The following is a 14,748-nucleotide window of genomic DNA, read 5'->3' on the forward strand; positions in this document are numbered from 1 at the left end:
ATAGAACACCACTGACCCTATTGGCCCCAGTTTATTTACCGCTAACATTAACGCGCAGGTAGCCAAGACGCTATCTGGTTTATCTGAGAGGCCCAACTGGCTATTTTCTTGAACATAAGCCCATGACAATAGCCAGATATAACCATCCTTTTGCGGGGTAAAGGTAATACCCCCCAGCTTTGTTTGATAAGGGGATTACCACCGGTCTTCTTGAACTATTATAGACGTTTAAATTTATTCTTTGACATATTCAACGTGTATTATTTATGGCCTTTAATCCACACTGTATTCTAAGATATTAGAATATAGAAAATAATTTTAATGATATACAAAAATATAGAGATCCACTTAAAGATACAGAATTTCTATGGTCGCAGTAGCAGAAAATGGTCCGACTTTGACTTCACCTAATGGAACCAACTCCGCGCTGTACTGAATTTCATCCTGAGTATCAAGTGCAGTAAAATCAGTAATGAAAAAAGACTTTGCAATGGGTATTTGGGTATTCGTCCTTAACTCTGTAATTTTAATGCCAAAACCACTGTCCAGTTCAGGGAGTATATAGTCCCCACGACTTTTCGGTGTAGTCAGAAAGCCATTTATTTTAATGGGTGTCTCACAACCCTTTTTATCTAAAATAAGCGAAAAAAACTGTTTAGGTACCGCAGGATTAAGACCTGTTGAGTTTTTCTGTATAGTGCCAAAATCGACGACACCAGGTGAAGGCGTCACCGTCACATCGATGGTACAATCCGTTGCGGTAATCAGATTTAGATCCGTAATAACATAATTGAAATTTTCACGAGCACCATTTAGTCCATATTTCCCATCAAGTTGATATAAGGGATAACTGTTATCTGGGGTCTGAGAAAAGGGGTTCAGTCCTCTTTTACGTATAATTGGCTGGAAACTGACATAAAAATTAGCATCAGGACATAATGCTAGATTAATTTCCAGATTACACTCTGGAATAATGGCCCCCGTATCAATACCTGCCTGAGCACCACCGCCTTGCGGCCATTGGTCGATACCATTGACACGCATACCAAACTCAATCCCCCACGCAAGTGAATTGATCTTTAGTGGATTAACATAAAATGAAATGTGCTCAACTTCGCGAATGTTGTTATCGCGATAGCAACGCGCTGAAATTCTACGCTCGGGGCCGCGCCATATGACAGTATAATCCGGCACCGCCGACGAAACCTTAACGGTAGAACCAATACTTTCACTTAGTTGCAGCCCGCTTCCATCTGTACGGACACAGGCTAACGCCCAAGCCGATTGGGGGGGAAAATACAATAAGAGGATCAAGGATGCCAAAAGATAGAATCGGTTCATTATGATCTCTGCTTATCATTACTTACGCAGACCGAGCCAGTACAGTCATATAATGTTTCTTGCTGACCACCATAATCATTCACATGCGATAAAATAATCTTCCCACGGATTGGGTAATCGGTAGAGACATCAATACTTTCGCCAGGCTCTAACATTTTAGGTTCAAATTTTAAGGGTAATTTACTTTCCCACACAGAGATCCCCACGAGAGTAACATACAGCGGTGTTGTATTTTTTATACTCAGTCGATTACTTTGAGAAGTAATCAGTAATTTAGAAGCCACATTTTCGCCGCGAGGAGGAATGACTGTCGCTGGACGATAAAACAACTTGATTTTAGAGTGAAGTGCAATTTGCAATGCATTCTTTTTATCCGTTTTAGGGGGGATCTCCCTAATATTTAGATAGAAAACAGATTCACGATCTGAAGGCAGCTTGTTATTAGGTAATAAAGTAACTCTTACAACATTCTTATCATTCGCCTCAACACGCTGTAAAGGCGGTAATACAATAAATGGCGAAGAAACTTTCTGTCCTGTACTGTCTTCAATCCATGATTGGGCAATATAAGGCAATGTACTTTTATTCGTCAGGGTGACACTAACAGACTGAGCATCACCCTTATAAATAATTCGGGTTCGATCTAATACCAGCGCAGCCTGAGAACTGCTGACCCAAAGAAAGCATAACAACATAATTATTGATAATGGTAAATACTGCAATTTCACATTCATTTCTATAGTCTCATACTCGTTTATTAAGTTGCCTTACGGCATATTACAGATTGCGGGGAAAAGGTGTTTTCTGATAAGGCCGGTGGTAATACGATCAAGCAGCTTTGATCAGCCCAACGCACCACTAATTGGCTATCCGGGTTAACGCCAATCAAATAAGTGAGTCCTTGTTCACCCACGATGGCATTACTCTTTCCTGTCTGTTCATTTGTCACCTCTGCACCAAATGGTAATGGATTACCATCAACTCCTTTCAGGAGAACTAATATTTTACTGCCTTTGTTCATTTCAAAAGGCACATACCCAATAGCCCCTTCCGTTAATACAACACTCCTGATAGGCGCATTCGACTCTGCGTTTTTGGGTAAATTATTGACATCAACGCGTGCTTCGAAGTTTTCATAAGCAGATGCCCCATCAATAACTGCATAGCCATATTTATTAGTATGATTTTTCCCATTATTAAAAGTCACATCTGATACGCCATGAGTATCAACCAGTAGTCGAGTATTTCCACCACTCCCTGAAGAATGTAACGCAGATCCTTTCGGAGTGGTGACCATCGAGCCACTAAAGTTAACGGTCACTGAATTGTAACTTTGCGAAACATTACTGCCGCTTACACCAAGTTTATAAGCATCAGTTTTGTGCTGATAATAGCCACTCACCATCGGGTCATTATGCGTACTGCCCGCCGTTAACTGATAATAATCATTTTTACCGTGATTCTTGCGCAATGAGACCGTCGGATTGAAGCGACCATCGCCGGTTTGCTGGTTATAGCTAACTCGCGTTTGGCCTTCCAGAGGAATACTAATACCTAAATAACTAATAACATCATCGCGTTCATGATCTTTATTATAGGAAAGAGATATGTCGAGTGATATATTCTTGAATTGGGCGACATCAATCCGTGTACTGAGCGATATACCAAAACGTTTAGCGGATTCCGCATTCCAATACGTATCATTTGTGTATGATAGGTAGGTTGAGTACTCGCCAAATTGCTTCGCTGTTACGATAGAGTAGCTTTCTTTATTATCTCTTTGAATCACGCTATTGACTGTATTGGTGAATTCATTAAGTGATACAAACTTCTTGTCTGAGAAGCGATAACCAAAAAAATGAATATCCGCATCGAGACTATCGAATCGTTTAGCATAATTTAATCGGTACGAATGGCCCACTAACTGCTTATCTTCAATGGTGGCATGGGCCTGCGTAACATCAAAAGACATAGCACCAAATTGGTAAAGATCTTTGCCAATACCGAACGCTAACGAATAGTAATCTTCGGCTAAAATAGACCCACCGTATGCTGACCAGGTGTTCGTTATCCCGTAGGACAGTTCCCCCATACCAAAAACAGGTTTTTGAGCATGGCTATCAACATTTGTCGGTTTACCTACCGAAGTGTTATAACGAAATTGCCCTTGTCGAGTGAGAAAAGGTACCGATGATGTATTGACTGAAAATTGCTCACTTGACCCATCTTCTTCTTGTATAGTGACCTGTAATTCCCCCTGAACCGCACTACTCATATCCTGGATACTAAATGGGCCAGGAGGAACCGTGGTCATGTAAATTGTTCGCCCTAGCTGGCTAACAGTAATTCTCGCGTTCGTTTTGGCGATACCCGTAATTCGTGGGGCATACCCACGCAAACTTGGCGGTAGCATACGTTCATCACTGGCCAGTTTAAGTCCACGGAAACTTACCGTGTCAAAAATATCAGAAGAAAGGAAAGTTTCTCCCATGGTTAATAAGGACTTAATCGATGGCAGAGGCCGAAACATATGGATATTGTTAAAGCCTAAAGATTGATTGCCATTATTATCACTATAGTTGGAGAACTGATAATCCCCACGCAAACGCCAGCCACCCAAATTCGCCCCAGCAGTACCAAAAGATGATAATGAATTGATCCGCTCTGCATGCTTATCTTGACGTGTATTTCCAATAAAACGGTAGTCAAGCATCAAACCAGCAACGCCATTATCCCATTGTTCTGGTGGTGTATAGTTTTTATCGTAATACTCGAGTAATGACTGCGGAACTGTAATTTTTAACTGTCCATTACTTTTATGATAATTAATCGTTATTCCGGGCAGTTTATCTGGCGTCAAGCAAGATTGCTCAGGTAGAGTCAAGACATAATCAGATTTCAATCCAAAAGTCTCAACCAGTGTTTTAGGTAGACAAGGTTGTGACTTAGAATTAGAAGCATTCTCCAAGAAATTAACCTGTTGTTGTGTAACATAATTATTATTTACAATGATATCAACAAGATAATTTCCAGGAGCTAATTTTTCGCCTGAGCTAAACTGTGATAAATCAACTTGGCCTTGATCGCCAATTTTTAAAAACTCCGTATTGAATTCCACACCTATTACTTCAAAGGAAAATAAAGGTAAATAGAATAACCACCTATATGAATTATAATTTTTCATATTTTTCCCGATTAATAGAGGGGGGTCCCCCTCTATTAGCAACAGACAGTATTATTAAAGATAATTCACAGTAAACTGAGCTGTTGCATCTGCATCACCAGCAGTTACATTTGCAGCAGTTGATTCATACATTGCGGAGAATTTCAGATGGTTATCACCATTACTCAGCAGAGTTGGTTTTGAAACAGTACCCAAATCTAAGTATTCATTGCTGCCACCTTGCAAACGAATACCTACATGCGTGGCTGCACCGGTAACACCCAAGATAGCGCTCTTCTCTGCATGGCCAGTACCCGTAAAGGTTACAGTTGCATTTTTAGAGGTCGTCGTGTCACAGTCAGTCAGTACAATTTCGAATGGTACTGCGGTAGAACGATCACCAATGGCTTTGAACATATGGCTAGGAACTTGTCCCAAGTTAACAGTCTGATCCAGTGAATCAGCATCAATACCACATGCGCCTGTAACAATTTCACCTTCAAAACGGATAGTACCTGGTGGAGCTGCATATACTGGCGCAGAGAAAGAAGCGGCCACCAGAGCAGCTAATATTAACTTTTTCATTCTTAATTCCTTGATATAAAAATAAAGCCACTGTAAGCGGCGGATTATAAAAACAAAGGATAATATAAAGAAGCCATGAATTCACAGATGTGATTTTTACTGGAAGTCATTATTTCCCGACTAACATACTAGATGTGTTAATATGTATAAAGAATACATTCATAAAAATTCAAAATAAAACATAAAAATCCATAAAGAAAACAAGAATAAGTAATAAATACCAATAAAAACAAAAAAATGCAGATTTTAATTCTGGATTAACTCAATAAATAAGTTACAAATAAACATTTATAATCAATCGCGTAAAATACCAAGAAATAAACCTAAGAAATAAGGATGTTTTTGTAGGAACACTCATCTAAAGTATGTACATACCGTACAAAAAGCAGTGATTTAAAATAAAAATACACATCTATCCAGTGAATTTATGCTTTATGTTTTTATAGGATGTAAATGTAATGCTCGCGCGATGAGTTACACTTTCATATTGAAAGTTAGGTTTGATAGGGGAAATAGATATTAAATTAAGACTAAAACGTATAGAATAGTTTCACTGAGGATTTAATTACACACGTTTCTTTTACAAAAGGAAACGTGTGTATATCAAAATATTAACAAACACCCACATTAACAACCTAATGTAATTAGCCTTTAATTGAGGAATTAATATATTGACAAAATGGAAGTAGGGGGTGTAAGTATGATGGCTAAATATATTAGGAGTGATTATTTAATATGGATTAAAACAACCATGATTTTTTATAAATTTCATCCATGGTAGTATCCGTAACAAGAGTAGACTAATACCCCATCTAAAATCACTCATAGTCATCATTCTACATTTTATGATAAGTAAAATAGTGATCATATACATCACCGAGCCAAAAGATTATAAGATAACACTTAAAAAACAAAGATATTAACAATACAGACCCGCCGGCGCCACTCCATATAATAATGCTTAACATCAGTTAGTTAGTTAGTTAGTTAGTTAGTTAGTTAGTTAGTTAGTTAGTTAGTTAGTTAGTTAGTTAGTTAGTTAGTTAGTTAGTTAGTTAGTTAGTTAGTTAATTTATAACAAAGATTAACTAAACTTGTCGCATTATACTTCTTGAAAATATTAATTCTGTGCGCACTTAGTGTCTTCACACTAACCCCCAATTCCATTGCGATACGTTTACTCGGCATACCTGATAATAAATATGGCAAAACCTCTTCCTCCCTTCTGGTTAATTTTAGAAAATGACTCTTAGTCTTTATGTTGGTGTTAGTTGGGAAAGTCATATCTAAAAAAACATCAGTGGAAAATAAACAATAATGTGTCACCAGTTCTATTTTTACAATGGATTCTGTTTTGCAAACAAAAATTAAATTTATTTTTTTTGAAAAAACACCAATCACCGGAAATTCATTTTCTTTAGAGAAAAATACAACACTCCCTTTTTTTACCTTTCTTCCAATAAATTTACAAACTTGATACTTTTCTGAAATAGATACGTTATCAATATCAAAAAAAACTATCGGGTTAATTGATGATAATATCGCACATTCGAATTCAGCTAGTGAACAACACACTTTAATAGAAAAATCAGTTCTATCTGACTTCCCTGCAAGGACATTATCGACTATTTTTTCCAAAGAAAAACGAATCAAGTTACAATTGCTAAATATGATAACATCATGCATAGATTATCTCACTCATTTAGAATTACAGATAATTATTCAAATACAATGCAGCGTTTACTCACCCATAGGCAAACAGTAACACTCTTTATTCACGAACATAAATATCGCCTTTATTCCCAACAAAGCGGGCCATATAAAAACCAAAGTGGGCTATACACAAAAGTAAAAAATGTGGACTAAATGTACTCCAAAATATTGAACTGTATACCCACAGAATGTTATAGGTGTGCCATTTATTGTTTTCATCAGAATACCGCCACCATTGATTCCAGCCTATACAGAGTAAATAAACGCCCATCATGACAGATGCTGAAGTTTACGACGTTTCAACACACAAAGACTATATTGGCAGGTATTGCGCCAGTCCCCACAGGTAGCCCCATGAGTTGGTTACCTATATTGCATTACCTCACAGCTAAGGAAAATGACTTTTGCGCAGTAAGAATCGGTCCTTTTCAGCCTTTCTCCGCGATATTCACCTAACTGAGTTCCTAAACCGTGAATTGGCAGCCCCCTCCTTTCTATTCTTTTTTCCTGGTCAAATAGCCTAATGCCGAGATCTATTTTTCAATCATCACTATCAGAAATTTTCTATCAAGGAATAGAGTCCGGTGATCCCCTACTCAGACAGTGACATAACTATGACGTTTTTTTTAAAAAGAAAATATCAGATAAGGATGTATGTTTTGAAAGGCAGGGATGTAATTGATGACAGGGAAAGACTACAATGTAAGGCATTGATAAAATTAGTGGTTAATGCTATGTCTGTAGCATTATAGGTCATCGGTAGTCCATTTTACATGACTTGCTCATTGGACTGTTAACAGTTTTTCAACCGCATTCCACCCTCCCGCGAACACCGCGGCGTTGGGAATGTCATGCAAGCACACACTATTTTGTACAGAGCGGAGGTGGCACATGCCATAATCTCAGCAAGTTAGTAAAAACTGCTTAGCTCCGCTAACACAATTTTACTCAATCATATGACAGATCCTACAATATTATTGTGATATACCAAAAATGATGAGTTTTTATGATTGGAAAAAGCCATGTTAGATGGTTACAGGTGATTATATGAATAATGTATTGATTGTAGATGATCATCCGGTGGCCAGACTGGCTGTCAGAATGCTGCTTGAAAAAGACAATATGAGTATCGTCGGGGAGGCTGATGATGGGTTGAAAGCCCTTTCATTGGCTAAAGAACTCTGCCCTGACTTTATTGTTGTAGATATTGACATACCCTCTCTAAATGGGATTGACTTGGTGAAGTGTCTGCGCAGCAGGGGCTATGAGGGCGGTATTTTGGTGCTTAGCGGCAAGGATGATGAGCATTATGTAAAACGCTGTGCCAGCGCCGGTGCCGATGGGTTTATCAGTAAACGCAACAACTTGTTGGGATTTACTGATGCTATGCGTGCTATCAAAGGGGGTTACGGTTACTACCCTCGAGATCAATCACGTAAAGTCGCAATGTCGGGGTCCATTGAGGAGAATGGACAAAGTAAAATCTCGACGTTATCCGATAAAGAACTTCAGGTGTTACGTTTTTTGGTTAAAGGGATAAAAGTGGTCGATATTAGTGTGAAAATGCAAATTAGCGACAAAACTGTGAGCACCTATAAACGACGTCTGATGCTAAAGTTAGAGTTGAAAAATATGGTGGAATTGTATGATTTCTCCCAACGTAACAACATCGATTGATACCCCGCTATGCGCAATGTGCTGATTCTGTTTTTCCTGACCTTATGTTGGCCTGTGGTAGTCCTGCCCGCCAGTGTTGAACCAACGCCGATGGTGCTATTCAGTCGGGAAACATCAGCGCCTGTTAACTTCAAACTCAGTGATAGCGACTGGCGTTGGTTAGGAACCAAGCGGGATGTGAATATTGCTATCTATGGGCCTGGGAATCCACCGTTCAATATCATTCAGTCACCGAACACCGTTGAAGGCATATCTGTCGATTATAGTCTGCTGGTTTTTTATTCTTTGGGGTTGAGGCCCAATATACTGCATTACCCTGACAGCAATGCGGCGTTAGAAGCATTGAATAAAGGCGAAGTCGATATGCTGATAGATGATTCCAGCGAGCAATTGACAAAACACCTTAGCAGTACTCCCTTTATGCCTGACCTTACGGCACTGGTTTCCCGTGAAGCCTCATACTTTCCGCAGGCAAAGACGAGCACGAGTACACGTATTGCTTTATTGCAAGGGTCCTTGGGGGACGAGTGGCTACTCTCTTATTACCCTGACGCAAAAATTACACACTATGAATCATCAGCTATGGCACTGTTTTCTGTCGCTATCGGTGAAAATGATTACTTTATTGGCAGCCAGACCGTGGCCAATTTCCTGATCCAGCGTAACTACGCCAATATGATGTCAGTCGCTGATATCTTTCCTGCACAGAAAAGTGGCCCCCGTTTTGTATTTAGGTCTGACGGGCAAACGTTGCAGCGTGTTGTGAACACGGTACTAAAAGCTATTCCCTCCGCAGAGCATAAGGCGATTCTGCGGCAGTGGAGTCAAGAGTCGATAAGCGCACCTCTCGCTTTGACCGAGAAAGAGAAACGCTGGTTGACCCAGCACGGCGACTTACGCGCAGTGGTTGACCCACTCTATGCGCCTTTTACCGTATTCGATCCAAATGAGAAACTCCACGGTGTCGCTGCTGATATCATCCGTCTTATTCACCTGCGTACCGGCCTGAATTTTAAAACAGTACAATCTGCCTCCATCATCGATACAATCAAAATGTTGAACGACGGTAAAGGCGATTTTATTGCTGCCCTCACTTACAGTGACGCACGTGATAAACTATTACTATTTATTCACCCATATGTGTCCACTCCCTTTGTCTTAGTCGTTAAAAACACCGCCTCGGCACCCACGTTGGTCAACGGAATAATGCGGCTATCTATTACGCCCAACAACCAGTTTCAAGAACAGTTAAAAGAACAGCATCCCGGCGTCTCATTCCTGGAAGCTAAAAATACCAGCGCAGCCCTACAGTTGGTAATTGATGGGAAGGTTGATGGGGCTATAAGTAATTTGATTAGCGCCAACTATATGATTGACCATTATTTTCGGGGTGATTTGAAAGTAGTGTCTCGCCTGGGTAAGGATGATGCGCTGATCTCTTTTGCGGTACGGCGAGACCAACCCGAGCTTTACAGTATTTTAAATAAGGCGTTAGCCGCTATCCCACCCAGTGAAATCTCGATGATAATCAATAAGTGGCAGGGCGCGCCCAAAATCAAGCTGGATACCTGGACAATTTATAGTGCCCAGTTCTATTGGCTGACCGGTATTTTCTTCGTATTGGTCAGTACGTCGCTGGTCTGGAATTACTATCTGCGCAAAGAAGTTCGGACGCGGCACAGCATCCAGCTAAAACTGCAAGAACAATCCACCTTGAGGGAAACGCTTTTCAACGGCACGCCCATGCCGACCTATGTGGTCGATTTAGAGGGAAACATCCTCAGCCATAATCAGGCATGGGATGAGTTTTTTATACAGGAAACAAAAAACCTGGCGACTATGCCCCTAACATCCCGGGAACACCCTCTTTTCATCATTAATTTTGCGTTAACGCAGGTGCGAACCTTGCCAGTGAAGAGTGCCCCTCAGCGCTATCGCCTCAGTAATGGTGTAGAAGATCGAGTGATTTTGCATCAGTCTACGCCATTTAAAAGGAGTGATGGAGAGTTGCTCGGATTGATTTGCAGTTGGCAAGACATGACAGAATACGAATTTTTAATAAAAGAACTTTCTGCTGCACGGGAAAATGCTGAACAGGCTAACCGTACCAAAAGTACGTTCCTCGCCACGATGAGTCATGAAATACGCACACCTCTCAGCGCTATTATTGGGTTGTTGGAATTGGCAGTAACCAATAAAGGACATCCTGGAACAGAAGAATCTATCCAAGTGGCGTATGAATCTGCCCATACGCTAATGGGATTGGTGGGCGATATACTTGACATAGCCAAAATTGAGTCGGGTAAACTGGAGTTAACTCTGGAATGGATGAAATTTAATGAACTATTCTCACCGGTAATTCCGGTATTTATGGGACTGGCACGACAAAAACACTTAGAGCTGACATGTGATATTGATGTATTGCATCCGGAGGAGATTTATGTCGACCCAATACGATTGCATCAGATCATGTTTAATCTGGTCAGTAATGCCATCAAATTCACCGAGCAAGGTTCTGTCGATATACAGGTGAAATGTTTATCCGGCAGTGACCAACAGGTAATGCTTGAATTGGTGGTCAATGATACTGGCGTAGGTATCCCGCAAGATGATCAGCCGCAAATATTTAGTCCCTATAAACAATCCGATGCTGGGAAGAAACAGGTGGGCACAGGCCTGGGCTTATCGATTTGCGCCCAACTGGTGTCCATGATGGGAGGAACTATTGAGCTGTTCAGCCAACCAGGTCGTGGAACGCGTATTACGGTAGAAATATCGGTAGAACATCGTCAGTACGCCATTGAACCCATTGAAATGGCGAGCATACCGGTAGACGATGCTCGACCATTGTCCATACTGGTAGTTGATGACCATTCAGCTAACCGACTCTTGCTCAAACGTCAGCTTTCTTTTTTGGGGCATCATGTGATTGAAGCAATAAACGGCGTTCAAGCGCTACAACTATGGCGAAAGAGTCATGTTGAACTGATTATCACCGATTGTAGTATGCCTGTAATGGATGGTTTGGAACTGACAAAATGCCTGCGTAAAGAGCAACAAGTACCGCTAATTATTCTGGGGTTAACTGCCAATGCTCAGCCTGAAGAGCGGGCACGCTGTCTGGCCGCAGGGATGGATGATTGTTTGTTTAAACCGTTACAGTTATCGCAGTTAGAAATACAACTGAATAAAATATCTCGTCAGCCTCAACAGAGACAAGAACCAGGCGCAGTACTGGAAGACCTCATCGACTTAACCGCCCTTCAGCAACTGGCGCAACAAGATACTGGACTGCTACGTGATTTATTGCGTACTACCCATGATGAGAACATTCGTGACATTCAGCAATTACATATATTAATCGAAAGCAAAGCCTGGGCAAGCCTACCCCATACCCTTCACCGCCTGGCCGGTGCAGCGCAGATAATGGGTGCTGCCAAAGCTGAAAGATACTGTCGTGAGTTGGAAAAATACTGTGAAAATGCACCCGATGTCGATGAAGTGATTAAGCGGGTTAAGCAGGTTCTGGCGTCTGTTGCTGAACTTAACAACGCTATTAATGTATTTATAACGTCCCGTCAGTCACACTGAGCGTTCAATGGGGTATGATTAGGCACTAATGATCACGCTATTTTTATTAGGTTCTGTCGCATTAAGGCGTCGTCAGGTAACATGCTGTTTTTTTTTACGATGTTGCCTACCCATGCCTCTAATCCGAAAAGCCTTCCGTCGCCTGCATTACCCCCATCGATATTATTGACCAGAGTGTTCGCTGGTATCTCGCTTATGCCCTCAGCCTGCGTAATCTCGAGGAGATGATAGCAGAGCGCGGTATTATAGTTGACCACTCCACGCTACACCGTTGGGTCATCCGTCTGGTGCCCTTGATGGATAAAGCCTTCCTCTGACACCAACGTTCAATAGGGCGTTGATGGCGCATGGACGAAACCTACATCAAAATCAAAGGCCAGTGGAAATATCTGTGCCGCGCGGTGGATACTTCAGGCCAGACCATCGACTTTCTGCTGACCGCCAAACGGGATGCCGCCGCAGCCCTGCGTTTCTTTCGCAAAGCCATTCAACACCAGAGGGCGAGCCTGAGATGGTGACCCTTGATAAAAGTGGTGCCAACACGGCAGCGCTAACTACACTCAACGCCGACAAACCAGAAGAAGAAACCATTACTATCAGGCAGAACAAGTATCTGAATAATCTGGTTGAACAAGATCACCGGAATATAAAACGTCGGATACACCTGATGCTGGGATTCAAATCGTTCCGGCGGGCACAGACGCTCCTTGCTGGCACCGAATTGATCCACATGATACGTAAAGGACAATATCAACATCCGCAAAATGAGGAATTGTCACCTGCGGAACAATTTTATCTGTTGGCTGCCTAAATAACCGGCAGCTCCACTTTTGCTAACTTCACTACGCTAATGCGACAGATCCACCTAAAATCTATTCACTTATTCACCTATAGAACCATCTCGCGAATAGCGTCTACGCGATTAACGAATCCGTTCAATTTATTATATAAGTCTTCAGCATGGTCATTGCAGGTAGGATTTAATATATACAATATCGCATTTGCTGATTCATCAAGACATAACCCTCCGCCTCCATATTCCTGCTCACTTATGTTCACTGAAAGAATTTTTTTATAAATTCCGTTTGAGTCCATGACATCACTGGCATAGCAAATCATTGCATGAAACTGCCACACGCCATCAACCAAACGAATAGAAATAGGATGAACACCATCAATAAGTAATATAGCTTGCTGTTTATCATCCAGAAATACATCAATTCCTAACTGCTTAGACAAAAATAAAATTTGCTGTTTTATATACTGACTCATAGTCATACCTCACAATTAATCATTCCATGAGCTATCATTTTTATTTTCATTATCTTCACTTTCACTGTCACTGCCAGCAATCGCCGGCCTTATAGCTTGCATTTTATCCCACATAGAATTGAGCAAATTAACTTCTGGCGTATTCTGTGGACCTATAGCTTGTTCATTCGCCTTCGGAATCTTTTTTAATCCTCCTGCCTGACGCGCTTTTAGCTCCGACATTAAATCTAAACCTTCCGGCTTTGCTGGCGTTTTTGTTTGATTATTTATTGCTGTTTTTAACTTATGAGGTTTAGCTTCGGCATTTAATGCTGCAAATGGTGGTGGTGGCATCCGAGGAGGTAGTGGTATCTGAGGTGGTGGTGGTAGCGGCAGCGAAGAAAACTTCGACGGCGATTGCTGCGCTAGTAGTGATGATGGTGATGGTGGAAGCGGTGGTGACTGCATCGATGATGGTGATGGCTGCGACGACACCATTGCTCTTTCTATATCGAGTCTAAGGAGAGTTGGCGACACAGAAGGCGGTTTCCTACTTGCAGTGTCTGCGTTCTCCCTGACCCCCTCATTAAAACGAGCGGCGTAGACTTGATGGCGGCACGCATCTTGAACTCCCGAAAGCAACAATTCTTCTTTCAGAAGCCCAGTCCCTTTAAGAAGAGTATTCATATTTTCGGCTGTAATATAAAATCCTGTTCTCTTATTTAAATTAATCTCATTAATATGATAATCTGGAATAACTGCATCGTTTTTTATATTAGAGACGAGCGACATAAATGTGTCTGATGATGCTGGCATTGACGTAATAAAATCCATCAGTACCATTCTCAAATAATGCATACTCTCTGGATTAAAACGGTTACGGCCTCCAATGTTAGAGATTAACCCATCGACTTTACTCGATAACGAATCAAACAAATCAGAATCACATTTATTTACATGAGAAATATCAAAATCTGCGAATGATAATTTTATTTTACCTTCTATTTCCCTATCACCATCATCACACTCTCTGTAAGAGGACTTGGCTTTTGTCACTTTATCAATAATTGTAGAGATATCGAATAGCTCAATTTTCCCTTTTACATTCAAATGAGTATTTACGATATCATTAACACCTTCGCCATAGATATTCACTAATGCAGCACTAAAGCACTCGATAGCTTTCGCTTCTCGATGCTCTAACGCCGCATATAAACCTTTAATAAAACTGAGCGATCCTAAGCATGTGCTATTTAAAACAATAATAAACCGTTCTGCTAGCGAGCGTCCCGCGGTAAGGCAGTTTTCCTTTCCATTATTTCTTACTGTAAGTACACCATTTTGGCTACTCATTTTTTTAATTTCATTATAATGTGAAATACCTAAGGAGCCACCTGTCGTTATTATAGAAACCATAATAAACACCC

Annotated in this window: 9 protein-coding genes and 1 pseudogene; 3 read left to right on the top strand and 7 right to left on the bottom strand. The window is 40.9% G+C overall.

Features of this window, described 5'->3' with window-relative positions; translation table 11 throughout:
* Positions 1 to 348: 348 nt before the first annotated feature.
* The 5 genes from YALDO0001_RS18180 to YALDO0001_RS18200 form a co-directional block, all read right to left on the bottom strand.
* Complete coding sequence (locus YALDO0001_RS18180; protein WP_004705385.1) at positions 349 to 1,341, bottom strand: fimbrial protein; 993 nt, start codon at positions 1,339 to 1,341, stop codon at positions 349 to 351.
* Positions 1,341 to 2,075 (bottom strand): fimbrial biogenesis chaperone, encoded by a 735-nt coding sequence (locus tag YALDO0001_RS18185; protein ID WP_042840499.1) that lies wholly within the window; start codon positions 2,073 to 2,075, stop codon positions 1,341 to 1,343. Before YALDO0001_RS18185 ends, YALDO0001_RS18180 begins: the two co-directional genes overlap by 1 nt.
* A 23-nt stretch (positions 2,076 to 2,098) precedes the next feature.
* Entirely contained in the window at positions 2,099 to 4,525 is a 2,427-nt protein-coding gene (locus YALDO0001_RS18190) for a fimbria/pilus outer membrane usher protein (protein ID WP_082168212.1), read from the bottom strand.
* Positions 4,526 to 4,579: 54 nt separating this feature from the next.
* Positions 4,580 to 5,089 carry a fimbrial protein gene (locus YALDO0001_RS18195; protein WP_004705388.1) on the bottom strand — a complete coding sequence of 170 codons (510 nt, stop codon included), beginning with the start codon at positions 5,087 to 5,089 and terminating at the stop codon, positions 4,580 to 4,582.
* Between the two features lie 1,059 nt (positions 5,090 to 6,148).
* Positions 6,149 to 6,775 (bottom strand): LuxR C-terminal-related transcriptional regulator, encoded by a 627-nt coding sequence (locus YALDO0001_RS18200; protein ID WP_004705391.1) that lies wholly within the window; start codon positions 6,773 to 6,775, stop codon positions 6,149 to 6,151.
* A 1,074-nt stretch (positions 6,776 to 7,849) separates the two neighbouring features.
* On the opposite strand from YALDO0001_RS18200, the gene YALDO0001_RS18205 reads away from it, so the two are divergent.
* The 3 genes and pseudogenes from YALDO0001_RS18205 to YALDO0001_RS20440 all read left to right on the top strand — a co-directional run bounded on the left by YALDO0001_RS18205 (position 7,850) and on the right by YALDO0001_RS20440 (position 12,881).
* Positions 7,850 to 8,479, top strand: a complete 630-nt coding sequence (locus YALDO0001_RS18205; RefSeq protein WP_042840501.1) for a response regulator — start codon at positions 7,850 to 7,852, stop codon at positions 8,477 to 8,479.
* Positions 8,480 to 8,488: 9 nt separating this feature from the next.
* Positions 8,489 to 12,070 carry a transporter substrate-binding domain-containing protein gene (locus tag YALDO0001_RS18210; RefSeq protein ID WP_004705396.1) on the top strand — a complete coding sequence of 1,194 codons (3,582 nt, stop codon included), beginning with the start codon at positions 8,489 to 8,491 and terminating at the stop codon, positions 12,068 to 12,070.
* Between the two features lie 347 nt (positions 12,071 to 12,417).
* Positions 12,418 to 12,881, top strand: a pseudogene (locus tag YALDO0001_RS20440) (IS6 family transposase).
* 77 nt (positions 12,882 to 12,958) lie between these two features.
* Here YALDO0001_RS20440 and YALDO0001_RS18230 read toward each other — a convergent pair.
* Positions 12,959 to 13,342: a CesT family type III secretion system chaperone gene (locus YALDO0001_RS18230; protein ID WP_004705399.1), complete on the bottom strand. Its 384-nt coding sequence runs from the start codon at positions 13,340 to 13,342 to the stop codon at positions 12,959 to 12,961.
* 15 nt (positions 13,343 to 13,357) lie between these two features.
* Positions 13,358 to 14,748: hypothetical protein (locus YALDO0001_RS18235; protein ID WP_217283969.1), on the bottom strand; the 1,391-nt coding region annotated here is incomplete at its 5' end.

The organism is Yersinia aldovae ATCC 35236 (assembly GCF_000173735.1).
GTDB lineage: Bacteria > Pseudomonadota > Gammaproteobacteria > Enterobacterales > Enterobacteriaceae > Yersinia > Yersinia aldovae.

What these genes read in the sequence shown, in the direction of transcription:
- YALDO0001_RS18180 (WP_004705385.1), bottom strand. Translation starts at nt 1,341, where the DNA reads ATGAACCGATTCTATCTTTTGGCATCCTTGATCCTCTTATTGTATTTT.
- YALDO0001_RS18185 (WP_042840499.1), bottom strand. Translation starts at nt 2,075, where the DNA reads ATGAATGTGAAATTGCAGTATTTACCATTATCAATAATTATGTTGTTA.
- YALDO0001_RS18190 (WP_082168212.1), bottom strand. Translation starts at nt 4,525, where the DNA reads ATGAAAAATTATAATTCATATAGGTGGTTATTCTATTTACCTTTATTT.
- YALDO0001_RS18195 (WP_004705388.1), bottom strand. Translation starts at nt 5,089, where the DNA reads ATGAAAAAGTTAATATTAGCTGCTCTGGTGGCCGCTTCTTTCTCTGCG.
- YALDO0001_RS18200 (WP_004705391.1), bottom strand. Translation starts at nt 6,775, where the DNA reads ATGCATGATGTTATCATATTTAGCAATTGTAACTTGATTCGTTTTTCT.
- YALDO0001_RS18205 (WP_042840501.1), top strand. Translation starts at nt 7,850, where the DNA reads ATGAATAATGTATTGATTGTAGATGATCATCCGGTGGCCAGACTGGCT.
- YALDO0001_RS18210 (WP_004705396.1), top strand. Translation starts at nt 8,489, where the DNA reads ATGCGCAATGTGCTGATTCTGTTTTTCCTGACCTTATGTTGGCCTGTG.
- YALDO0001_RS18230 (WP_004705399.1), bottom strand. Translation starts at nt 13,342, where the DNA reads ATGAGTCAGTATATAAAACAGCAAATTTTATTTTTGTCTAAGCAGTTA.